Below are 22532 nucleotides of genomic sequence, written 5' to 3' on the forward strand. Positions count from 1 at the left end.
ACCTCAGCGTGAGCGACGATCGTGGAGCCACCTGCGGAACCGGGCCGGCCAGGGCAGGTGCGGAGGTGGTCCCGGGCTCGGCGGTGCGGACGACGTGTCCCCGACCTCCTTCAAGTACCTCGCGAGAAGCGGGCTCTCCGACGTACGGAGACCGGCGCTGTCCTCGAGATACTCAGCCGCCTTCTTCAGGTTGCCGGCGACGGCCTGCGCCGAGCCGAGGTGCTGGAGGCAGCGGGCCTGTGCCTCCCGATCGTCGATGTCGGCGTTGAGGTGTGCCGCATGCCGCCACCAACCCTCGGCTTCGCGCGGATTCTTCCGCATCCACGCCGCCACCCCGATCAGTTCCGACGCGTGCGCCTCGCCGCTGACGTCGCCGGCGGCAGTGGCCCGGGCGATGGCCGCGTGCAGATGGTCCACGGCACCTTCGGCGTCGTGCCGGTACAACTGAACGACCGCGAGGTTGACGAGAATCGTGATCTCGGCCGTCAGGTCCGGTCCGGGCCGCCGCAACCGCGCGTCGTCCAGCCGGTTCCGTGCGGTCTCCAAGGCTTCGTCGCGATCGCTACCCGCGGACGTCCCGGCCGCCCGGTGCAGACTCGACAGTGCTCGCTCCACGTGCCGGCGAGTCGTCATCGCGGCCGCCGTGCGGCCATTGGGCGCCAGCTCGCTCGAGATCCCGAGCCACAAGGTGGCCGACCGGAGATCGCCAATCATCCGGTACGCCGTCGCCGTCCGGGCCGCCGCAAGTTCCTTCAGGTCGCTCCGCCCGCATCCCTCACCGACCGTCCTGAGGAACTCGCTCAGCTTCAGCAGCGCGTCCGGATCGGCCTGCCGGACGTACCAGAGCTCGAGTGCGTCGCAGATTCGGGCCAGGTCATCGGCGTTCTCCGGTCCCGGCTTGTCGGATTGCAGCACCTCGCGCAGCCGGTCCGCGTTCATGGCGTACCACTCGGCCGCGTCCATGCCGCCGCTCTTCGACCCGAGCGCGACCATCCACTGCTCGGCCTCCTCTGCTGCCAGGTGCAGTTCCGACGTGGTGACCACTCGCCCGCTACGGGCCCGGCGGATCGCGTTCAGCACGGCCGGTGCGTTGTAGACGATCGCGATCACGCCGAGAACCACAGTGAGCGCGATCCCGATGCGCTGGATCCAGCCGCCGCTGTCAAGGCTCTGCGTCAGCAGTTCCGATGCGAGCCCGGACAGCAGACCGGTGGCGAGTGCACCGATCGCAAACCCCAGCCGACGTCCCAAGGGCGCCTGCTCAGGCTTCTGCTCGGCTTCCGTCACGGCTTGCTCCCAGTGGTCAGACCGCGCACCACTGTCGACCAGAACGACAGCAGCAGCACCACCGGCAGCACAGATGCGACGACGGCTGCTGCTGCGACTGTCCCGCCCGACGCGGCGAACTGACGAGCCTCACCCCACAACACCAGCGACAACGGCGTCGTACCCGGACCACTGATCAGGAACCCGACGATGAAGTCGTTCCACACCATCGAAAACTCCAGGACCGCAACGGCGACGAGTGCAGGCCGATAGGTCCGCTGCACCGTTGCCAGTACGGCGCTCTGTCGCGCAGACCCCTGCAGTGCCTCGGAGACCAGCGCCGGCGGTGCGGCCGCGAACGCGGACCGCAGGAGCAACACAGCGAACGGCAGACCGGCAGCCGCGTGCACCAGAGCCAACGCGACCCGCGACCCGGCGAGCCCCGCAGCCTCGATCGCGTCGCGCAAGGGAGCGGCGTACATCTGCACCGGCGTCACCGCGAGGACAACGAACACCGACATCACCACGCGCCCCAACCAGGTCGGCAAGCCGCCCCACGCGACCAGATAGGCAGTCGGTACGGCGATCGACAGCAGGACTGCCGTGGCTGCGGCGGCAATGAGCGCTGTGGACAGCAAGGCGCGGAGCAGGCCTGCGTTCGCGGCATCGGCGAACGACGAGAACCCGAGACCCGACAGCGACCACCAACCGCGCAGACCGGCCTCCCGTGGCGAGTGGAGCGCAGTGGCGACCAGCACCACGGCCGGGAAGATCCAGACCAGGCTGACGACGAAGCCGGCAGTCCACCCGATGCGCCGCGCTCGCTTGCTGGGCGTCGGCCGGCCCAAGGCCGGGTCCTGGCGGGTCACCGGTACCGGCATTGCCCAGCGCCGCCGGCGCAGCCCGCGGACCCCGATCAGCCCGACGGTGGCCACGATGGCGAACAACACGACGCCGAGTGCCGCCGTACGTCCGGAGGGGTCGCCGCTCGTGGTGGCACGCCACCAGTTGAGGCCGAGTACGTCGGCGGACTGCTGCATCGGCCCCGGGACGGCGATCAGCACCAGGTCGAAGATGCGGACTGCCGCGACCACCACCGTCAGTGTGACGACACCGGTGATCGGCCGGAGCAGTGGGATCTCCACGGCCCACAGGCGGCGCCATCCGGTGACACCCTCCGCAGCGATCGTCCGGGTGACGTCGTCGGGGATCGCGTCCAGGCCGGCGCGGAACAACGAGACGATGTACCCGAGCCAGGTCCAGCCGAACGCAGACACCAGCACCACCCAGAACAGGCTGGGCCCGAGCCATACCGGACTCGATCCGAACAGCGCGGACCACACCGCGGTCACCGTCCCGCGTTCAGGCGCCGGGTCGAAGAGCAGCCGGAACGTCACGCCGGACACCAGGACCGACACGGCGAACGGGACCACCAGCGCAGGTTGCAGGAACGGTGTCAGTCCGGGCAGCCGATAGCTCAGCAGTGCAAGGAAGAACCCGACGACGACGAGCCCGAACGCAACGAGCACCCAGAGGAGGCTGTTGCGCACCGCATGCAGTGCGGCCGGGTCGCCCATCACTGCGAAGTTGCCGAAGCCGAAGCCGCCCGGTGTGCGGAACGCTGTCACCACGGTGACACCGATCGGAATCAGCAGAACGCAGCCGAGCAGCAGAGCCGGCAGACCCAGGAGATACGGGCCGGCCGGTCGCCGGGGCCGTCCGGGGACCGGCCGTCCGCTGACCCCGCGGCCGACGACCTCAAGCGTCAGGTCGTTCGTCTCCAGACCCATCAGCCCTCGACCTCCCGCATCTCGTTGACAGCCGCGTCCACTGCCTCCGGCAGGACAGCGGCGCCGCGACCGCCGACCTTGACGAGGAAGTCCGTCAGTACCCGCCGCAGCCCGTTGGTGTCGCCGAGGCGGCCGAGCCGATCGGACAGGTCGAACTGCAGCAGTTCGCCGGGAGCGGCCAGCTGTTCGGCGAGGCGGGTGAGCTCAGGGGAGTAGCCCTTGACCCGTGCGTCGCTCAGGAACCCGCCCTCCTTGATCCATGGGTCCACGGCTGCTGGTGCAGCCAGTCGTCGGACGAGATCGCGGGCGTCGTCGGTGGTGGGCTTCTGCAGCACCATCACGTCGGCGCCGACCACTACTGGTGCATGGGCGCCCGGGACGAGGGGCGGGAAGGTGAAGAGCCCGACGTCCCTCGGGTCCGCCGCGAACTGCCGCACCACCGGCTCGGCGAAGTCGGATGCCAGGACCATGGCGGCTCTGCGATGACCGAACACCTCGATGATCGCGTCCGGGAACTGCTGCACGAGCGAACGCTGCACTCCGCCCGCGAGACCGCCAGGAGCCGACCACATCGTACCCAGCAACCGCAGAGCTGCAGCGAACTGCGGCTGTCGCGACGGACGCGGATCGGCGGCTGTCGCAAGTCCTGCGTAGACAGCGGGCGCAATGCCCAACAGCACGTTCTCGAAGAAGTCGGTGAGCACCCAACCGTCCCCGGCAGCCAGCGACAGTGGCCTGATACCGGCCTGGGCCAGGGTCCGGTTGACCGCCAGCCAGTCCGGCCACGACGTAGGTGGCTGGAGGCCGGCCGCCCGGAAGACCGAGGGCCGGTACCAGACCGCGGACTTGTGCGCTGTCTTGAACGGGATGCCGTACGTCGCCCCGTCGTGCACCAGGAGCTCGTCCCAGAGCGCGGACCGCCTGGCGAGGTCCGCAGGCATCGGCTCCAGATCGCGCAGGTGACGGGGGACCAGACCGGGCTGCGGCAGCATCACCAGATCCGGGGGCCGCGTGCTGCGAGCGCCGAACGCGCTGGAGATGTCGTCACCGAGTGGCACGACCTCGACCGTGTAGTCGAGGTCGCCGAGACTGTCGAGCACTCTGTGGAACGCCCGGAGCTCCTGTCCACCCCAGCTCACGGCGACCCGGACGCTGCGACGCAGGCCGAGCACATCGTTCGAGCAACCCGCGACCAGTAAGGCAGCGGCGCCGAGGAATGCTCTGCGGCTACTCCTCATGGCGAAAGCCTGCTGTGCGCGCGGCGCTGGTCGTGATCAGCAGGACTGCGCTGGAGCGGAGATCTGGGTTGCTGCTGATCGCCAGCAGCGATCCCCAGGTCGGCAGACCGTTCGCGTCCTCGAGCAGGAGCACGCGTGGGTGCGCGCCGAGCGCACGAGCCACACCGGCCAGTCGGCGGCGACCTGGTGTCAACTGGTGCGGGTAGCGATCCAGCAGGTTCTCGACGCCGCAGTTGGTCGCCCTGGTGTGGCTTTGTTGCCGAGCCTCTCTCGTGGTGAGTCGGCGGGCCGCCTTGTGCCCGTGCACGATGTTGCCCAGCACCGTCAGATGCGGCAACAGGCCCCCTTCGGCCGGCACCAGTCGCACCAGTCGCTGCGGTCCACCCGCTCGCACGACGACCCCCTCGGGCGGGTCCTCTGCCCCGGTCACCAGGTCGGCGAGCCGACGACGGTCCGCTGCCGACGGCAGCACGACCGCTCGCAGCTCGCCGATGTCGACCCGAAGCTGCGCCGGCAGCCCTGGCACATGTTCGAGCAGCAGACCGTCCATGTCGTTGCTGACGCCTCCCGAGCTGGTCCGTCAACCCTTCTGCAGTCATCGGCGATCGCGCAACTCCAACGGGGTGTCGTTTCAGAACCGGTTCAGAAGGTCTTGCTCCAGAGGTTGATCGCGTAGTCGACCTCGACGCCTGAGTGCTCGGCGATGAAGCGGTCGGCGTCCGCAGGGGTGAACTCGATGCGGATGACGGCCTCGAGGTCGGCGCGGGTCTCGAAGCGCCAGCCCATGTCGAGTGGGGTGCGCTGCCAGCCGTGTCCGGCCCAGAACCGCTCGACCACGGGGGCCTTGATCATCGGGTACGCCGAACTGAACCAGCGACCGAACGTCGACCGGCTGCCGTCGTTGTCGATCACGAACGCCGTACCGCCGCGCCGCATCACCCGGTCGAGTTCGGCGAGGCCCGGCTCACAGCCCGGCCCGAAGAAGTACGCCCAGCGCGCGTGCATCACGTCCACCGACGAGTCCGGCACCGGCAACTGCTGTGCGGTTCCCTGCCGGACCTCGACGTTCGCCAAGCCCCCGGTACGACGACGAGCCGCATCGGCCAGCGCGCCATGCGGCTCCACGCCGACCACTCGCGCTGCGGTCGCTGCGAACCGCGGGAGGTGGAAGCCAGTTCCGCAGCCGATGTCGAGGACGGTGGAGCCGGCCCAGTCGCGGATCGCTCGCATCGCCGGTTCGATGACGCCGTTCGGGTCGACGGCGTGGTTCTCGATCTCGTACACCTTCGGGTGGTGCCAGATGTTGGGGCTCGGGATGCCGCCCTCCGCAATGCTCACGCTGTAGAGCGTATTGACTGCTTGGTCGTAGCGGCGAGCAGGGCGACCGGGATCAGGAGCAGACCGCACAGTACGGCGAGCCAGTGGAACCCCAGGTACGCCAGAACCGGCCCGGAGCCAGTACCGGAGACCGAAGCGAGCACCCCCATCGTGAGATCCGACAGCCCCTGAGCAGACGTGCGGATGTCGTCGGGGACCGAGCGCGACAGCAGAGTGGACCCAGCCACCAGACAGGCGGACCAGCCGAGCCCCAGCAGGATCAGCGCCGCAGCGGTCAGCCCGTGCGCGCTATCCGGCGCCAGCGCAGCCACTGTCATTGCCATGGCGAGGATGGCCAGTCCAATGCCGATGGTGGGGATGCGGCCGAGGCGGTCCGCCAGCCAGCCCATCACCGGCGACAGGGCGTACATCCCAGCGACATGTGCGCTGATGACGACGCCCACGATGGTCAGTGAGGCGCCATGGTGCTGCAGGTGGACCGAGGTCATCGACATCACCCCGACCATCACCGCATGGGCAGTAGCGATCGCCAGCAGACCCAGCCGGGCGTGCGGGATCGCCATGACCAGCCGGAACGTCGCAACCAGCGGCTGCCGTTCCAGGAGAGCAGTCTGCGGACGCGGCAGCCGGCGGAGTCCGAACCAGACAGTCACCAGGCTCAGCGCCAGTGCGACCACCGAGAACAGATACGGACCAGTCAGCGGCAGTACGCCGAGAGAGTCGCCGACACTGCCACCCACGCCCGTCAGGTTCGGCCCGATGACCACGCCGATGGTTGTCGCCCACACGACCAGCGACAGCGCACGTGCGACATGGGCTGGGTCGGCCGCGTCAGTAGCGGCGTACCGGGACTGCAGGTTGGCGGCGGAGCCGCTGCCGAACAGGCAGCCGGCCGCCAGCAGCAGTGCGAGCGAGCCGATCTGCGCAGCGACGATGCTGAGCACCGCACCGGCCGTAGCGATCACATAGCCGATGGACAGCGACACCCGTCGACCCCGGGACCGAGCCAGCCGAGCCAGCGGTACGGCGAGGATCGCGCCGCCCAGCGTGGTCGACGTGGCGACCAGACCGGCCATCGACGTGGATCCGGAGATCCGCTCGGCCAGGAGTCCTGCGACCGCGAACCCGCTGGCCACCGCCACTCCGCCGAGCACGTTGCTCGCCACCAGTACCCGGACGGTCGTTCGCTGCAGGTCGGCGGTCACCCGACCACTCTCTCATCTACCTGACAGCGCAGGCGCAATATTAGAATAGGGTTGCATAAATACCCCTGCCTGGTTTGGAGCCACGGATGCCCGACATCGCGATCGTCCCTGCGCCGCGCGAACTCACCGTCGACGAGGGTCGCTGGATCACCGCGGATCCGGTCGCCGAGGCGATCCGCGACGTGGTGGAGAACCTTGGTGAGACCGAGTACCGGATCGACGTGACCGCGGAGGGTGCGCGGCTGACGGCTGGCTCCGAGGATGCGCTTCGGCACGCCGAGACGACGTACGGGCAGTTGCTGGACGCGGCTGAGCCGGCCGAGGACGGGAAGGTCGCCGTACCGGCGGTGCGGATCGCGGACGAGCCGCAGTTCGCTTGGCGTGGGGTGATGCTGGACGTCGCCCGGCACTTCATGCCGAAGGACTTCGTCCTCAAGGTGATCGACGTGCTCGCCCTGCACCGGCTGAACACGCTGCACTTCCACCTCACCGACGACCAGGGCTGGCGCGTCGAGATCGAGGCCTACCCGCGGCTCACCGAGGTCGGTGCGTGGCGCGACGAGACCATGGTCGGCAAGATGTCGCACCTGCAGACCGACTTCGAGTACGACGGCACCCGGCACGGCGGTTTCTACACCAAGGCCGACCTGCGCGAGATCGTCGCGTACGCCGCCGAGCGCGGGATCACCGTGGTCCCGGAGATCGACCTGCCGGGTCACATGCAGGCGGCGATCGCGGCGTACCCGGAGCTCGGCAACTTCCCCGAGAACCAGCTGACCGTCCGGCAGGTCTGGGGGATCAGCGACGACGTCCTGAACGTGAACGACGAGACCGTCGAGTTCGTCCGGACTGTGCTGCGGGAGGTGCTGGACATCTTCCCGAGCCCGTACATCCACCTCGGCGGTGACGAGTGCCCGTCGGTGCAGTGGCGGGCGGCGGACGACGCGCAGAAGCGGCAGGCCGACCTCGGTCTGGAGGACGCTGCGCAACTGCAGGGCTGGTTCACCGAGCAGGTCGCCGTCGTGCTGGAGGAGGCCGGCCGGCGGATCGTCGGCTGGGACGAGATGGTCGAGACCGACTGCCCGAAGGACGCCGTCATCATGGCGTGGCGCAGCGCCGAGCGCGGCGAGGTTGCGGTCAAGGCCGGCCATCAGACGGTGATGACGCCGTGCGAGTCGGTCTACTTCGACTACTACCAGGGCGACCCGGCCACCGAGCCGCTCGCGATCGGCAACTTCATCCCGCTGGAGAAGGTGTACGACTTCGACGTGATCCCAGCCGGCCTGACCGAAGCGGAGGCCGCGCTCATCATCGGCACCCAGTGCAACGTCTGGACGGAGTACATGGAGGGCCCGGAGCAGGTCGGCTACATGCTGCTCCCGCGACTGTCCGCCCTGGCCGAACGCGCCTGGGGTTCCCCCAAGATCTCGTACGACGAATTCCTCGGCCGGCTGCGTCCCCACCTGGCGCGCATCGAGTCGTTGGGTGTGAACTACCGTCCGTTGGACTAGGAGGGCATCTGGGGACTTCACGCCTACTGCGCAGCACTCGGCACGGCACCTCGCCGCACTGGTGCAAAGACCACGATGGAAAAACATCGAGGCCTTCGCCCCAGCACGCCGAGCTACCGCGCCGAGCACTTGCTCGCTACGGCGTGAAGTCCCCAGACACCCTCCAACTTTCCTGACCTTTCAGTTGCTGAGGGGATAACGAAATTCCCCTCAGCACTGTTAGCTGGGATAGACGCCGAGCGGAGGTGCTCATGACCGCAGTGGGACCACTGGACGCTATGTTCCTGCTCGGCGAGAGCCGGGAGCAGCCGATGCATGTCGGCGGGCTGATGTTGTTCGAGCTTCCCGAAGGTGCTGGGCGGGATCATGTTTTCCCGGAGGGGACGCGGGATTTCGTCTCCCGGCTGTACCACGACATTCTCGATGCGCCTCGGGTGAATCCGGTGTTCTCGCGGCGGGTGCGTAATCGGGCGCTGGATCTCGGCTACTGGTCGTGGGAGCAGGACGATGCGATCGACCTCGAGTACCACGTCCGGCTGTCCGGGCTGGCTCGGCCGGGGCGGTTCCGCGAGCTGTTCGAGCTCACCAGTCGGCTGCACGGCACCCTGCTCGACCGGCATCGGCCGCTCTGGGAGATCCACCTGATCGAAGGGGTGGAGGGTCGCCGGTTCGCGGTCTACAGCAAGATCCACCACTCGATGATCGACGGCGTGACCGCGCTGAAGTGGATGCAGGACACCCTCACGACGGATCCGACGCGGACAGAGATGCCGGCTACTTACGCACTGCCGTCGAAGGAGTCTGTGTCGGGAAGCGGCGGTGGAGTTCCGACTGCTACTGAACTGTTGACTGCAATTGGCCGTACGCCGGGTCGTGTCGCCCGTTCGGTGGGTGATGTCGGGAAGATGCTGGCGAATGTCGCCGGGTTGACGCCTGTTGGACTGAAGAGTTTGTTGCACGAACACTCGTCCGTGGCGTTCCAGGCGCCGCGGACGATCTTCAACCAGGGGATTACCGGGGCTCGGCGGTTCGCGGCGCAGTCGTGGCCGATCGAGCGGTTGGAGAAGGTGCGGGCGATCACCGGGTCGACGCTGAACGACGTACTGCTCGCGATGTGTTCCGGTGCCTTGCGCAACTATCTGCTGGAGCAGAACGCCTTACCTGACAAGCCTTTGACGGCAATGGTGCCGGTGTCGCTCAGAGGTAAGGATGATGCACCGGGTGGCGGCAATGCACTCTCCACACTCATCGCGGATCTCGCGACAGATGAGGCGGACGCCGAGCAGCGGATCAAGCGGATCACCGTGTCGACGACGTACAGCAAGGGGGTGTTGTCCGAGCTCAGCCCGTTGCAGAACCTGATGGTCGGGGCGCTCGGGTTCGCCGCGGCGGGTCCGTCCGCGGTGCTGCCGGGGGTCGCCGGGCTCACGAATCCGCCGTACAACCTGGTGATCTCGAACGTGCCCGGCCCGGCCGAGAGTCCGTTGTACTGGAACCGCTCTCGCCTGCTCGGCATGTATCCGGCGAGCATCGTGATGAACGGCCAGGCGCTGAACATCAGCGTCACCAGCTACGACCACCAACTGCACTTCGGCCTGGTCGGCTGCCGCCGTACCGTCCCCCATCTGCAACGGCTGCTCGGACATCTCGAGACGTCACTGGCCGAGCTGGAGAACATCCACTAGCTCTCCGAGCAACCGAAACCCGCAGTCCGCGGCGATCGTTGCGGCCTGTACGGCGGCCTCGGTCGCGGCCGCTTGTTCGCCGATCGCGCGCCGCGCCCGGGACAGCGTGATCAGCGCCTCGGCTTCGAGGTACGGGTAGGTTCCGCGCGCGAGCGGGAGGCAGGTCTCGATCCACCGCACGGCGGCGGGAGCGTCGCCGAGGGCGAGCTGGACCTGGGCGACCGTCGCGGCAGTCTTGGCCTGGGCCGCCGGGTCGTGGATGGCGATCGCTAGTTCGTAGGCCCGGTGAGCGGCCTGCAGTGCGGCCGGTCCGTCGCCGCGCTGGACGTACAACCTGGCCAGCTCGTCCAGGGTCGACAGCTCACCGCGAGGGTACGAACGGCGCTGGTGGGCATCCAGTACGTCGCTCAGCAGCGCGGCCGCGTGGTCGGACTCGCCCAGCTGCCGCACCGCGCTCGCCAGGTTCCCCCGGATGGCGAGAGTCGCCATGTCGGGCCCGGTGTCGCTGACCTGCAGGGCGGCCCCGAACAGGTCGGCTGCCTCCTGCAATTCGCCCTGATACAACCGGATCATCCCGAGACTGTTCAGCACGATCGCGCGGAGGTGGCCGTGCTGGTCGTTCTCGGTCAGCTCGAGCGCGCGATGGGTCCACAGGTCCGCGTCGGCGAGTTTGCCGCGCAGCTGGTGAAGCCATCCGATCAGGTAGGCCAGGTAGGCGGTGGCTGCGGGCCAGCCGATGGCCACCGCGAGCGCGTAGCCGGACAGACCGTCGGACAGTGCTTCGTCGTCCCGTCCGATGGCGCCGACGGCCTGGCTGCGGCTGATAAGCATCGCCACCCGGGCGACATCGTCGCCGGCCGCCTCGGCAGCCGCCAGTCCGGTCTCGGTTACCGGGAGCCAGCCGTCGACATGCCTGCGGAGCAGGAAATATCCCCGGAGTTGGTCGACGATCCGCCAGGACAGCGACCGGTGGTCGGAGTGCGCCGGGTTCTGCACGACCGCCAGCAGAGCAGTGACTTCTTCGTCGAGCCAATCGAGCGCTTCGGCTCGCGACCCGAAGACGGTGCCCGGCGCGGGATGGGCAGCGAGCCGTACGAGTTCCGGGTGCACGAGATCCATCGCGGCCGTCGTCACCTCGAGGTACCAGGCGTACAGCCGGGCCTGGGCGGCGGTGCCCTCGGCGTCGTCGGCGAGCAGGCGGCGCGAGTAGAGACCGAGCAGATCGTGGAACCGGAAACGGTTCTTCGTGTGCTGCAGGAGCATGTTGGCCTCGAGCAGCACCTCGAGGACCCGATCCGCCGCCGCCGTCGGGATGCCGAGCAGCACTCCGGCGCTCTCGGCACTGAAGTCGTCGCCAGGGTGCAGGCTGCACAGCCGGAACGCACGCTGGGCGTCGGCGCTCAGGTCTGCGTAGCTCAGGTCGAAACTGCTGAGCACACTCGACTCGCCGAGGCTGAGCTCGGTGAGCCTTCGGTTGCCGTCCTCCAACCGGTGCGCTAGATCGGCAACCGTCCACTGCCGCCGGGTGGCGAGTCTTGCGCCGGCGATGCGCAGTGCGAGGGGGAGCCGGGCGCAGGCCTCCGCGAGCGCACTCACCCCCGACCGATCGTCATCGAGCCGTCGGGGGCCGGCGGTAGCGGCGATCAGCAGGACCGCGTCGTCGTGCGGGAGCGGCTCGAGGTCCACGACGTGGGTGGTGGCAAGGTCCGGCAGCCGCCGTCGGCAGGTGATGATTACGTCGCTACCACCGGCACCTGGGAGCAGCGGCCGGATCTGCGCTGCGTCCTGGGCGTTGTCGAGCAGGACCAGCATCCGGCGGTCGGCGAGTTCGCTGCGCAACAGCGCGGCTGCTTCGGCGGCATCGGTTCCGATCCGTCGTCCCGGTATGCCGAGGGCGCGGAGAAAGCGGCCGAGGATCTGCAGCGGTTCCGGGGCCACCGCGTCGGCGCCGCGCAGGTCGGCGTACAGCTGACCGTCCGGGTACTGCGAGCGGAGGCGATGGGCGGCGGCCAGGGCGAGGGCGGTCTTGCCGACTCCGGGGATCCCGCTGATCAGGACCGCACGCGACGACAGCGCGCCGGGCCGGGCGAGCGCCGTACAGATTGCTGTGAGCTCGTCCGCGCGGCCGACGAAGTCCGGAGGTGCGGACGGCGTCTGCTGGACAACTGCTCGTTCTGGCGGCGCCCCACGCCGGAGCACCTCGAGGTGGGCCGCGCGCAGCCCTTCGCCGGGGTCGATGCCGAGCTGGCCGGCGAGGGCGGACCGGATCCGGTCGTATGCCGCGAGCGCCTCGGCCTGGCGATCCGCAGCCGCGAGGGTCTGGATCAGCTCGACATGGAGTGGCTCATCGAGTTCTTGCTGCCCGGCCAGCTCGCGCAAGGGACGCAGTGCCAGCTCCGGCTGATCGGTCTCCCGCGCCAGCCTGCCGAAGGTTCGGACGGCGGCGGCGTACTCGTTCGCGATCGCGACGTAGAGCGGGCTGGTGTCGATCAGCTCGACATCGGTGTACCCACGCCACAGGTCGACAGCCTGCGAAAGCTTGGCCAAGGTGGCTGGCTCGTCTGTCAGAGCACGGAACGCCAGCAAATCAAGGCTTTCGGCGCCGACTGCCAGCCGGTAGCCGGCTGGTCCGCCGACGATCACTTCGGGCGCCGGACTGCCGGTCTCGAGCAGTCGCCGCAACCGGGCGACGCGGGTCTGCAAGAGGCTCACCGCGTTACTGGGGACGTCGTGCGGCCAGAGCAGATCGATGAGCTCGGCCTGACCGACCGTCGTACCGGCGCTGAGAGCGAGCCGGGCCAGCAACACGCGCTGCGGACCACCGATCGGTACGGCGACCTCGCCATGCCAGACGTCGAGCGGGCCAAGCACCCGTATGCGCAGCGGCCCGCTGACGTCGGTGGTGGGAGTGGTGACGGCTCGACCGGCTTTGGCAGCTGCCCGAAGCTTCTCGACGTCCGCGGTGTTCAGCGCGAGGGCCGCGGCGAGCGCATCGATCGAGTCCGGCTTCGGGCCACGGCTCCGGCCCTGTTCCAGATCACGGATCGCCCCGGTACTGAGGCCGGCCAGGTCCGCGAGCTCCCGCTGCGTCTTGCCCGCGTCCTGACGGAGATTGCGCAGCAGGTCACCGAAGCCGCTCTCCCGGGGCGTGGGCACAACGAGCATCCTACGCACCACCGGAGGCCCGGACGGCCGGTCAGTGGACCGGCCGCCCGTCATTCATTGCTCAGCCGCACACCCCGGTGACCCACTGGTGGGACCGGAGCAGCTCCGGGGTGACGAAATCCCCGCGGCCGCCGCGCGGAGTGCAGCCGGCGGTGTTGACGTAGCCGACTCGCGAGTAGTAACGAACGCCGGTCAAGCTGCTGTTGGTCCCGTTGTTGCGGACCGATTTCGGCGCGACGTCGTCGGCCCAGGAACAGATCCCCGGGGCGGCCAGCCAGTTGGCGTCGTTGCCGGACCAACGGCATACGGCGCCGAGTCCGCCTCGGGCGGAATAGAAACAGATGTTGCCACTGGCGCAGTCCCACGCTGCTACGAGCTCCTGCGTCTCCTCGTTCCAGACCTGTCCGGTCTGCTCCGCGTACTGCACCATCTCCGCGTTGGTGGGCTTCTTCTCGATGGGCGCGGCATTGGCCGGTGCGGACAGCACCAGCACGGTCGCAACGGCGCCCAGAACGGCGATCAACGATTTCCGGAAAGTATTCATGCGCCGACGCTACGAACCGCAACCGCCGCGGCACTGTCCGTACCGCGCCCGTACTAGATCCGTACGACGCCTGTCGGGGTCTCGAACCGGGCGGCGATCAGGCCTGGCTGACCGTTCGGCCCGGCCCACTGCACGTCCAGGTCGTCGAGGAGGTGGTCGGCGGGGTGGCCGATCCAGTCGGTGACGCGGACTGGGTCGCCGGCGATTTCGAGGGCGGTCAGGCGGAGGTCTTTGCCGCCGACTGACGGGTGCTGAGTGAGGTCGTCCCAGTGGATGAAGAAGGGGAGTTGCGGGTCGGCGATCAGGCCTTTGACGCCGATCTGGCGCCAGGTCAGGTTCACGCCGTCGGGGCGGTGGCGGTTGCCGGGGACGGACTCGCGGCCGAGCCGGCGCTCCATCCGGACCATGTCGCGGATCGCGACCACCCAGCCGAGCCAGCCGCCGCCGAGCTCCTTGCGGGCGCGGACGGCCTGGCCGAACGGCGCCTTGTCGGAGGCGGGGTGGTCGAGGACGTCGACGACCTCGATGTAGCGGTCGTTCTCCAGCGGGAGGATGTAGTTGATCGTCCCGAACCGTGGGTGGACACCACCGTCGACGAACTCCGCACCGAGCAGCGCGGACAGCCGTTCGACAGTCGCCAGGCACCCATCAGGGCCGGCTGCGTACGACAGATGATCCAGACGCATGCCAGCATTCTTGCCCCAAATTCCGCCGGTTGGGGCGGAATGGAGTGTCGGTTGCGTGTCGGTCAGCGGGATGCGGGGTGCGGCAGCACGGGGCGGGCCGCCTCGAGACGCTGCCGGCAGAGGTCGGCAAGGACGTCGTACGCCTTGAGACCCATCAGCGTCTGCAGCTCGACCTTGCTCGACTCGAAGACCGCCTCGACCCCGATATGCGCCTCGGTGTTTCCGGTGCAGTACCAGTTCAGGTCGTGGCCGCCGGGGCCCCAGCCGCGGCGGTCGTACTCACCGATGCCGACCTCCGTGTACGTCGTCCCGTCGGGGCGCTCCACCTCGCGGAACGTCCGGCGGATCGGCAGCTGCCAGCAGACGTCGGGCTTGGTCTCGACGAAGTGCACACCCTTCTTCAGGGCCAGGCCGTGCAGCGAGCAGCCGCCCATGCCGCCGTTGAAGCCGGGGCGGTTCAGGAAGATGCAGGCACCCTCCCAGACCCGGGTCTTGCGGTCGCCGTCGTCGTCGGTCTCGACCCAGCCGTTCCGCTTGCCCTCCTTGCGGAACTGCCAGTCCTCCTTGGTCAGCTCCTTCACGTATTCCTTGACGCGGTTCTCGTCCTCGTCGTCGGAGAAGTGCGCGCCGAGCGTGCAGCACCCGTCGTTCGGCCGGCCTTTGTAGATACCGGCGCAACCACCGCCGAAGATGCAGGTCCAGTTCGACGTCAGCCAGGTCAGGTCGCAGCGGAACACCTGATCCGGATCGTCAGGATCGGTGAACTCCACCCACGCACGCGGAAAATCAAGAGAAACCTCGGGCACTCGTGAAGCGTACGCGCCCGTTGCCGCGAACTGCGAACGGCAACTCCGAAACAACTCCTCCACCCTGAGTGAAGTACTTTGTGAGGTATGCGGCTCGGCGTACTCGACGTAGGTTCCAACACTGTCCACCTGCTCGTGGTGGATGCGCACCGCGGTGCCGCACCGCTGCCGGCGTACTCGCACAAGACCGAGTTACGGCTGGCCGAGCACCTCGACAAGGACGGCCGGATCGCGGACGCGGGCGCCGACGAACTGGTCGCGTTCATCTCCGAGGCCGCCGAGCTGGCCGAGGACAAGGGCTGCGAGTCGGTGATGGCGTTCGCGACCTCCGCGCTGCGCGAGGCGCCGAACGGCGAGAAGGTGCTGGCGCGGGTGCGCGCCGAGAGCACGGTCGACCTCCAGGTGCTGAGCGGGGTCGACGAGGCCCGCCTGACCTTCCTCGCCGTACGGCGTTGGTTCGGCTGGTCGTCGGGTCGGCTCGCGGTGTTCGACATCGGCGGTGGCTCGCTGGAGATCGCGGCCGGGTCCGACGAGGAGCCGACGGTCGCGGTGTCGGTGCCGCTCGGCGCCGGCCGGTTGACCCGGGAAGGCGTTCATCAGGATCCGCCGGACAAGGACGAGGTCCGCGCGCTCCGCAAACGGATCCGGATGGAGATGGCCGCGGTCGCGGGCGGCGTACTGCGGGCCGGTAAGCCGCAGCGTGCGGTGGCGACCAGCAAGACCTTCCGATCGCTGGCCCGGATCTGTGGTGCGGCGCCGTCCGACGACGGGCCGTACGTGCCGCGCACACTCAACCGCAACGACCTGGCCGAGTGGACACCGAAGCTGATCAAGATGTCGTCGGCCGAGCGCGCCGCCCTGCCTGGAGTGTCCGCCGGTCGTGCGTCGCAGCTGGTCGCCGGTGCGCTGGTCGCGGACGCCGTGATGGACCTGTTCGACCTGTCCGCACTTGAGGTCTGCCCTTGGGCGCTGCGTGAAGGCGTCATTCTGTCCGAGCTCGACCAGCTGCAGCCCCGGTGAGCCCGATGCCCGGCACCGCTTCCGCCAAGATTGGCCTGTCGACCGCCTCGGTCTACCCCGAGACGACCGCGAGCTGCTTCGAGCTGGCCTCCCGCCTCGGGTACGACGGGGTCGAGGTGATGGTCGGGATCGACCCGCTGAGCACCCAGATCGACGCCATCCAGCGGCTGGTCGACTACCACCAGCTGCCGGTGCTGGCGATCCACGCACCCTGTCTGCTGATCACGCAGCGGGTCTGGGGGACCGACCCGTGGGGCAAGCTCGAGCGGTCGGCCGAGGCCGCGAAGGACCTCGGGGCGGACGTCGTCGTCGTACACCCGCCCTTCCGTTGGCAGCGTGACTATGCGCGCGGGTTCGTCGACGGGATCGCGCGGCTCGAGGACGAGACCGGCGTAATTTTCGCGGTCGAGAACATGTACCCGTGGCGCGCGCCCGGCAAGGGCCTGCAGGCGTACGCGCCGAGCTGGGACCCGACCGAGCAGACCTACGCGCACACCACGCTCGACCTGTCGCACTCGTCGACGGCCGAGCAGGACTGTGTCGAGCTCGCCGAGACGATGGGTCGCACGCTCAAGCACATCCACCTCACCGACGGCACCGGCTCGGCCAAGGACGAGCACCTGGTGCCCGGCCGCGGGACGCAACGGGCCGCCGACCTGCTCAGCACCCTGGCGAACCAGGACTTCCGCGGGCACATCATCATCGAGATCAACACCCGGCGGGCGACCAGCCGGTCCGAGCGTGAGGTCGATCTGATCGAGTCGCTCGAGTTCACCAAGAAGCACTTCAGCACCGACAAGCAGAGCATCCGCGGCAGCCGCCGGTCCTCCTTCGCGGTCACCCCGGAGGGGGAGATCTCGGAGCTCACTCCGTGACAGCCCGCCGTACGACGGAGGGTCCGGCGGCCCGCTCCGGCCGGCCCGGGCGGCGTCCCGGCGGACCGGACACCCGCGGCGAGATCATCGGCGCGGCCCGCAAGTCCTTTGCGGACAAGGGATTCACGGCCACCTCGATCCGCGCGGTCGCCCGCGAGGCCGGGGTCGACGCGGCGCTGGTGCACCACTATTTCGACAGCAAGGACGAGCTGTTCATAGAGGCGATGTCACTGTCGGTCGACCCGCGCCAGGTCGCGGCCACCGTCATCGACGGCCCGCGCGACGAGATCGGCCGACGGATCGCGACCGTGTTCCTCGGGGTCTGGGAGTCGCCGGACGGTCAGCAGCGGATGCGGGCGATCTTCCGCAGCATCGCGGGCAGCGACGAGGTCGCGCGGGTGATGCGCGAGGGCATCACCCAGCTCATCCTGCAGCCAGTCTCCAAGGTGCTGGACGTCCCCGACGCTGCACTGCGGGTCAGCCTGGTCGCGACCCAGCTGATCGGGCTGGCGATGGTCCGCTACCTGATCGAGCTGGAACCAGTAGCCTCTGCAGACATACAGACCCTCATAGACCGCCTGGCCCCCGTCCTGCAGCACCACCTCACCGGGTGATCCCGACCGACCGCGGACCTGGGAGGAGGAGTTGGCGTACCGACCAACGGGTAGTAGTGGGCACTCAGCGCCCGCGTCAGGCGTGATCTTTCGTGTGATCGCCCCGCTTGATCGACTACTAACAGTCCGTCGGTACACCAGGTCTTGCCAACCGAAGGCTTTGGTGCGTTAATTCATCACATGTTGAATAACGCGGTGAGTTGCCGTGACGTCGTGGTGGTCCGCGGCGACCGGGAGGTCCTGCACGGGGTGGGATTCGGGCTGCCGACCGGGTCGGTGACCGGGTTGCTGGGCCCGTCGGGGTGTGGGAAGACGACGCTGATCCGCGCGATCGTGGGATTGCAGGCGCGGGTTTCGGGCGAGGTGTCGGTGCTCGGATCGCCGGCCGGTTCCGCGGGTCTGCGCGGGCGGATCGGGTACGTGACCCAGGAACCCAGCGTGTACGGCGATCTGACGGTGACCGAGAACCTACGGTTCTTCGCGGCGGTGCTCGGGGTGCGATCGGACGACGTACAGCGGGTTATCGACGCAGTGGACCTGCGGTCGCATGCCGACGTGCGGGTGGATCGGTTGTCGGGCGGGCAGCGGTCGCGGGCGTCGCTGGCGGCCGCGTTGCTGGGGTCGCCGGAGTTGCTGGTGCTGGATGAGCCGACGGTGGGGCTGGACCCGGTACTGCGACGGGATCTCTGGGAACTGTTCCATCGACTGGCTGCGGACGGCGCGACGCTGCTCGTGTCCAGTCACGTGATGGACGAGGCCGTGCGCTGCGATCGATTGTTGCTGATGCGGGACGGCGAACTGCTGGCAGACGACACCCCGCAAGCGCTGCTCGACGCGGTCGGAACCGACGACATCGAGCAGGCATTCCTGACCCTGATCGACCGGAAGGCAGGTGCCCGATGAGCCCGCGAGTGACGTTCGCGGTCGCGGCGCGAGTGCTGTCGCAGTTGCGCCGGGACCACCGCACGGTCGCGATGCTGATCGTGATGCCGGCGTTGCTGGTCACGCTGATGTGGTGGATGTTCCACGACTCACCGACGACCTTCGATCGGGTCGGTGGTCCGCTGCTGGCCGTGTTCCCGTCGATCATCATGTTCATCGTGACCTCGGTCGCGACCCTGCGCGAACGATCGAGCGGCACGCTCTCGCGGTTGTTCACGATGCCGATGGCCAAACTCGACTTCCTGCTCGGCTACGCCCTCGCGTTCGCCGTGATCGCCGTCGTACAGGCTCTCGTCGTGGTCTCGATCGCCTTGTATGCCTTGGATCTGGACATTCAGGGTGCCGCCTGGCAGTTGGGCGTGGTCGCGGTTCTCGACGGCGTCCTCGGTACGGCGCTCGGTCTGTTCGCGAGCGCCTTCGCCGCCACCGAGTTCCAGGCGGTCCAAATGATGCCGGCGGTGATGATCCCGCAACTCCTGCTCTGCGGACTACTGCTCCCGCGGGACCAACTGCCCGACGTACTGCACGCCGTCAGCACGGTCCTACCACTCTCGTACGCCGTCGACGCGGTCGTCGGAGTTGCCCGAGGCAACAGTCCGGTCGGCGACATCCTCGTCGTACTGGCGTTCATCGTCGCGGCCCTAGGCCTCGGAGCCGCGACGCTGAAACGCCGTACCGCCTGATCACACGAGCTTCTTCACGACCTTGCCGTCCTTGTCGTAGGCGGTGACGGTGAAGCTCTTCATAGGGGCCTTGGTCGGCCCGGTTTCCCAGCAGTAGGCGAACCAGCCGTCGGTGACTGGGATGTCGAGTTTGGTCTTGTCGTCCATCCGCAACTGGATCCTGGTCACCCCGCCGTTCAGCCGGCCCCAGGCGACCGGGTCGTAGCCACCCTCGGCGTTCCCGCCGATGTTGTTGCCGGTCCAGTGCTGGGCGGGCTGAGTCTTGGTTGCCGGGGTGAGGATGTTGCTGTCGTAGCGCAGCTTGTCCAGCACCAGCAAGGTGGTGCCGTTCCGCATATGGCCACCCTCGATCGAGCGATCACCGATCTCACAGGCGATCGCCACCCGCCCGCTCGGCGACACCGCGATCACCATCGCCTGCGCGATCTCTCCGTAGCCCTTCTCGATCCGCGACGACCGAGTGGTGGCCTTCACCGACCAGCCCGTCATGTCGACCCAGGCCTGTACCGAGCAGTTGCGCAGCTGGGCGGCGGGGTCCTTCGGCACCCCGTCCTTCTTGACCTGGTCGAGGAGCGCCTGGGTCGGCTTGTCGCCGCCGGGGACGATACAGGTCAGCATTCGCTGACCGACCTCGGGTTTGGGGGTCAGCGCCTGCCCGGAGAAAGGCCCGTCGTACGGCGTCGACAGTTTGATCTTCGGATCGTTGAACTTCACGCCGCACCGGCGGTTCGCCTCGGCCGCCGTGAGTCGCTGACCCACCGACGCCTCGCCCCGCGGAACGCCGGGGACCGCCTCGAACCAGACTTCCTTCTTCTGCTCGCCCGCCACCGGCGGCTCACCGGCCTGGCTGTTCCCGGGCAAGAGTGTCGCCGCAAGCGCGATCGCGGCCACGCCGGCGATGGATCCGCCGACGGTCAGGTACCGACGGCGTCGTACACCGCGCTGTCCGCGAGTCAGTACGGCGGTGGTGTCGAACGGGGCGAGCGGTTCGGCGTCGGCGAGGCGGTGGAGTTCGGCGCTGACTTCTGGGTCGTTGTACATGGGGTTCTCCTTCACAGCGCCGGGCTCGGTCGCCGGGTCATGGCTTGGCGGAGCGTGTCGAGGCCGCGCGACGCCTGGCTCTTGACGGTGCCTTCGGAGCAGCCGAGTACCTCGGCGGTCTGCTCGACCGACAGGTCCTCGTAGTACCGGAGGACCACGCAGGCGCGTTGTCGTGGCGCGAGGGTGCGCAGCGCGTCGAGGACTTCGTCGCGTCTCGCATGTCCCGCGGTGAAGTCCTCGCTCGCCGGCCGATCCGGTACGTCGGCAATCGTCACCTCACGCCGCCACGGTCGCCGGCCGCCGTCGTACGCGGCGTTGACGACCATCCGGCGCGCATAGGCGAACGGATTGCCGACCCGGTGGATCTTCGGCCAGTGCAGGTACAGCCGGTACAGCGCGTCCTGCACGATGTCGTCGGCCTTGTCCCGATCCCCACTGATCAGGTACGCCGTTCTTCGCAGCGACGGATTGGCCGTCTCCACGAACTCCACAAACGCCTGGTCCCGCTCGCTCATCCGTGCCCTCCCGCTCTCAGGTCCCCCTCAAGACGGAAGGGCCGTTCTCCCGGGTTGCATGCGTCAGAGTTTTGGTTTGCCCGGCTGGTAGACCCAGGCCTGGAAGAACGCGTCGAGGTCGCGATGGGTCTGCCGCTCGACGAACCGGATGAAGGTCTCGGTCGTGACGTTGCCGTGCCGGTGGGTGGTCGGCCACTGCTTGAGCAGCCGGAAGAAGGCGCGGTCGCCGATCTTCAACCGCAGGGCGTGCAAGGTCATCGCGCCGCGCGTGTAGACGAGGTCGTCGAAGATGTGGTCGCGGCCCGGGTCGGCGACCTTGCCGCTCCAGTCCCGATCTTCGGCGTACGCCTCGTCGAAGGTCTTCTGCGCCGGAACGCCGTTGAACTTCTCCTGGTACAGCCACTCCGAGTAGGTCGCGAAACCTTCGTTGAGCCAGATGTCCGACCAGCGCGCGGGAGTGAGGCTGTCGCCGAACCACTGGTGACCGAGTTCATGGGCGAGCAGCCCACCACTGACGTTGCTGCTGCGCTGGTCGTACATGGGTCGGCTCTGCGTCTCGAGCGCGTAATGAACGCCGACATCGGCCATGATCCCGCCGGTCGAGTCGAACGGGTACCGCCCATACAGCGACGACTCCCACTGGACGATCTGCGCGGTAGTCCGGTTGAACACCTTGCCTTGACCAGCCTTTGTGTCGATTGACTTGCCGATCGCGGTGATGTTCTCCAGGCCGTCACTCGTCCTGGTGCGGGTGACGTTGTAGTTCCCGATCGCGATCATGCCCAGCTCACTGGCCATCGGCTTGTTCATGTACCACCGGAACGTCGTCTTACCGCCGTGCTTGGTCGTCGGACCGGGTTCCCCATTGGCCAGCACACTCAGACCTGTCGGAACCGTGATCGTCTGGCTGTACGTCGCCTTGTCAGCCGTCGTGTCATTCACCGGGTAATAGGTCGCCGCACCAATCGGCTGGTTGAGCGCCACCGCGCCATCTTTCGTAGCCGCCCACCCCGAGATCCCCAACGCCGGATCATCAATCTTCTGCGGCACCCCCGCATACGAAACCGACACCACAAACCTGCTCCCACGCCACAACCCACGCGGAGGAGTAATCACCAGTTCCTGCGCCCCACTCCGAGTGAACGAAGCGGCCCGCCCGTTAACCGTCAACCTGCTGATCTTCAACGACCCCAGGAAATCCAGGTTGAACCGCGAAAGATTCTGCGTCGCCTTCGCCACGATCGTCGTCGTCGCATCAATCGCCTTGCTCTTCGGATCGAACCCGAGCCTGATGTCGTAATGGCCGACGTCGTATCCCCCGTTCCCCATATCCGGGAAGTAGGAGTCCCCAGCCCCAGGAGCCCCCGGCGAAAACACCGGCGCAGCCTGCGCGGTCAGATTCGAACCCCCGACCAACCCCACCGCCAACACGACCGACACAAACCCACGACGAAGCCCCACAAGTCCTCCTGTATTGGGTACAACCAGCCCTCCGCAGACTAAGCCAACCCACGGTCCCCGAACCCCCACACCACCACAACCGCACCCCACCCACCGCCCCCACCGTCCAACCACCCCCGGCGGCGCTCCCCAGTGCCACTTGGGGAG

20 protein-coding genes are annotated in these 22532 nt (G+C 68.1%); 7 read left to right on the forward strand and 13 right to left on the reverse strand.

Annotated elements, in window-relative coordinates:
• Positions 1-3 precede the first annotated feature (3 nt).
• The 6 genes from ABD231_RS13375 to ABD231_RS13400 all read right to left on the reverse strand — a co-directional run bounded on the left by ABD231_RS13375 (position 4) and on the right by ABD231_RS13400 (position 6837).
• Positions 4-1287, reverse strand: a complete 1284-nt coding sequence (locus tag ABD231_RS13375) for a calcium:cation antiporter (RefSeq protein ID WP_344150043.1) — start codon at positions 1285-1287, stop codon at positions 4-6.
• Positions 1284-3056 carry a sugar ABC transporter permease gene (locus ABD231_RS13380; protein WP_344150045.1) on the reverse strand — a complete coding sequence of 591 codons (1773 nt, stop codon included), beginning with the start codon at positions 3054-3056 and terminating at the stop codon, positions 1284-1286. The genes ABD231_RS13375 and ABD231_RS13380 overlap by 4 nt, the downstream gene beginning before the upstream one ends.
• Positions 3056-4294 carry an ABC transporter substrate-binding protein gene (locus ABD231_RS13385; protein WP_344150047.1) on the reverse strand — a complete coding sequence of 413 codons (1239 nt, stop codon included), beginning with the start codon at positions 4292-4294 and terminating at the stop codon, positions 3056-3058. The genes ABD231_RS13380 and ABD231_RS13385 overlap by 1 nt, the downstream gene beginning before the upstream one ends.
• Positions 4284-4844, reverse strand: a complete 561-nt coding sequence (locus ABD231_RS13390) for a P-loop NTPase family protein (protein ID WP_344150049.1) — start codon at positions 4842-4844, stop codon at positions 4284-4286. The genes ABD231_RS13385 and ABD231_RS13390 overlap by 11 nt, the downstream gene beginning before the upstream one ends.
• Before the next feature lie 92 nt (positions 4845-4936).
• Complete coding sequence (locus tag ABD231_RS13395; RefSeq protein ID WP_344150051.1) at positions 4937-5632, reverse strand: class I SAM-dependent methyltransferase; 696 nt, start codon at positions 5630-5632, stop codon at positions 4937-4939.
• The gene (locus ABD231_RS13400) at positions 5629-6837 is read right to left on the reverse strand and encodes an MFS transporter (protein ID WP_344150053.1); all 1209 of its coding nucleotides are present in this window, start codon (positions 6835-6837) and stop codon (positions 5629-5631) included. The genes ABD231_RS13395 and ABD231_RS13400 overlap by 4 nt, the downstream gene beginning before the upstream one ends.
• Before the next feature lie 86 nt (positions 6838-6923).
• On the opposite strand from ABD231_RS13400, the gene ABD231_RS13405 reads away from it, so the two are divergent.
• On the forward strand, positions 6924-8348 hold the full coding sequence (locus tag ABD231_RS13405) for a beta-N-acetylhexosaminidase (protein WP_344150055.1): 1425 nt from the start codon (positions 6924-6926) through the stop codon (positions 8346-8348).
• A 251-nt stretch (positions 8349-8599) separates the two neighbouring features.
• Positions 8600-10033, forward strand: coding sequence for a WS/DGAT/MGAT family O-acyltransferase (locus tag ABD231_RS13410; protein WP_344150057.1), 1434 nt, complete (start codon positions 8600-8602; stop codon positions 10031-10033).
• Here the strand turns inward: ABD231_RS13410 and ABD231_RS13415 are convergent.
• From ABD231_RS13415 to ABD231_RS13430, 4 genes are all read right to left on the reverse strand, one after another.
• The gene (locus ABD231_RS13415) at positions 10004-13189 is read right to left on the reverse strand and encodes a BTAD domain-containing putative transcriptional regulator (protein WP_344150059.1); all 3186 of its coding nucleotides are present in this window, start codon (positions 13187-13189) and stop codon (positions 10004-10006) included. The genes ABD231_RS13410 and ABD231_RS13415 overlap by 30 nt on opposite strands.
• A gap of 70 nt (positions 13190-13259) precedes the next feature.
• Positions 13260-13742, reverse strand: coding sequence for a peptidase inhibitor family I36 protein (locus ABD231_RS13420; RefSeq protein WP_344150061.1), 483 nt, complete (start codon positions 13740-13742; stop codon positions 13260-13262).
• 53 nt (positions 13743-13795) lie between these two features.
• On the reverse strand, positions 13796-14428 hold the full coding sequence (locus ABD231_RS13425; protein WP_344150063.1) for a VOC family protein: 633 nt from the start codon (positions 14426-14428) through the stop codon (positions 13796-13798).
• 62 nt (positions 14429-14490) lie between these two features.
• Positions 14491-15234, reverse strand: a complete 744-nt coding sequence (locus ABD231_RS13430; protein WP_344150065.1) for a DUF3109 family protein — start codon at positions 15232-15234, stop codon at positions 14491-14493.
• An 87-nt stretch (positions 15235-15321) separates the two neighbouring features.
• Between ABD231_RS13430 and ABD231_RS13435 the strand changes: the two genes are divergently transcribed.
• From ABD231_RS13435 to ABD231_RS13455, 5 genes are all read left to right on the forward strand, one after another.
• The gene (locus tag ABD231_RS13435) at positions 15322-16254 is read left to right on the forward strand and encodes a Ppx/GppA family phosphatase (protein ID WP_344150067.1); all 933 of its coding nucleotides are present in this window, start codon (positions 15322-15324) and stop codon (positions 16252-16254) included.
• Between the two features lie 5 nt (positions 16255-16259).
• A complete protein-coding gene (locus ABD231_RS13440) occupies positions 16260-17129 on the forward strand; it encodes a sugar phosphate isomerase/epimerase family protein (RefSeq protein WP_344150069.1) in 870 nt (289 codons plus the stop codon).
• A complete protein-coding gene (locus ABD231_RS13445) occupies positions 17126-17743 on the forward strand; it encodes a TetR/AcrR family transcriptional regulator (RefSeq protein ID WP_344150071.1) in 618 nt (205 codons plus the stop codon). Before ABD231_RS13440 ends, ABD231_RS13445 begins: the two co-directional genes overlap by 4 nt.
• Before the next feature lie 195 nt (positions 17744-17938).
• Positions 17939-18646, forward strand: coding sequence for an ABC transporter ATP-binding protein (locus tag ABD231_RS13450; RefSeq protein ID WP_344150073.1), 708 nt, complete (start codon positions 17939-17941; stop codon positions 18644-18646).
• Positions 18643-19368 (forward strand): ABC transporter permease, encoded by a 726-nt coding sequence (locus tag ABD231_RS13455; protein ID WP_344150075.1) that lies wholly within the window; start codon positions 18643-18645, stop codon positions 19366-19368. Before ABD231_RS13450 ends, ABD231_RS13455 begins: the two co-directional genes overlap by 4 nt.
• Here the strand turns inward: ABD231_RS13455 and ABD231_RS13460 are convergent, their stop codons facing one another.
• From ABD231_RS13460 to ABD231_RS13470, 3 genes are all read right to left on the reverse strand, one after another.
• Positions 19369-20409: a hypothetical protein gene (locus ABD231_RS13460; RefSeq protein WP_344150077.1), complete on the reverse strand. Its 1041-nt coding sequence runs from the start codon at positions 20407-20409 to the stop codon at positions 19369-19371.
• A gap of 11 nt (positions 20410-20420) precedes the next feature.
• The gene (locus ABD231_RS13465; protein ID WP_344150079.1) at positions 20421-20924 is read right to left on the reverse strand and encodes a SigE family RNA polymerase sigma factor; all 504 of its coding nucleotides are present in this window, start codon (positions 20922-20924) and stop codon (positions 20421-20423) included.
• Positions 20925-20987: 63 nt separating this feature from the next.
• Complete coding sequence (locus ABD231_RS13470; protein WP_344150081.1) at positions 20988-22385, reverse strand: M1 family metallopeptidase; 1398 nt, start codon at positions 22383-22385, stop codon at positions 20988-20990.
• Positions 22386-22532: the final 147 nt, after the last annotated feature.

The organism is Kribbella yunnanensis (assembly GCF_039529655.1).
Classification (GTDB): Bacteria; Actinomycetota; Actinomycetes; order Propionibacteriales; family Kribbellaceae; genus Kribbella; species Kribbella yunnanensis.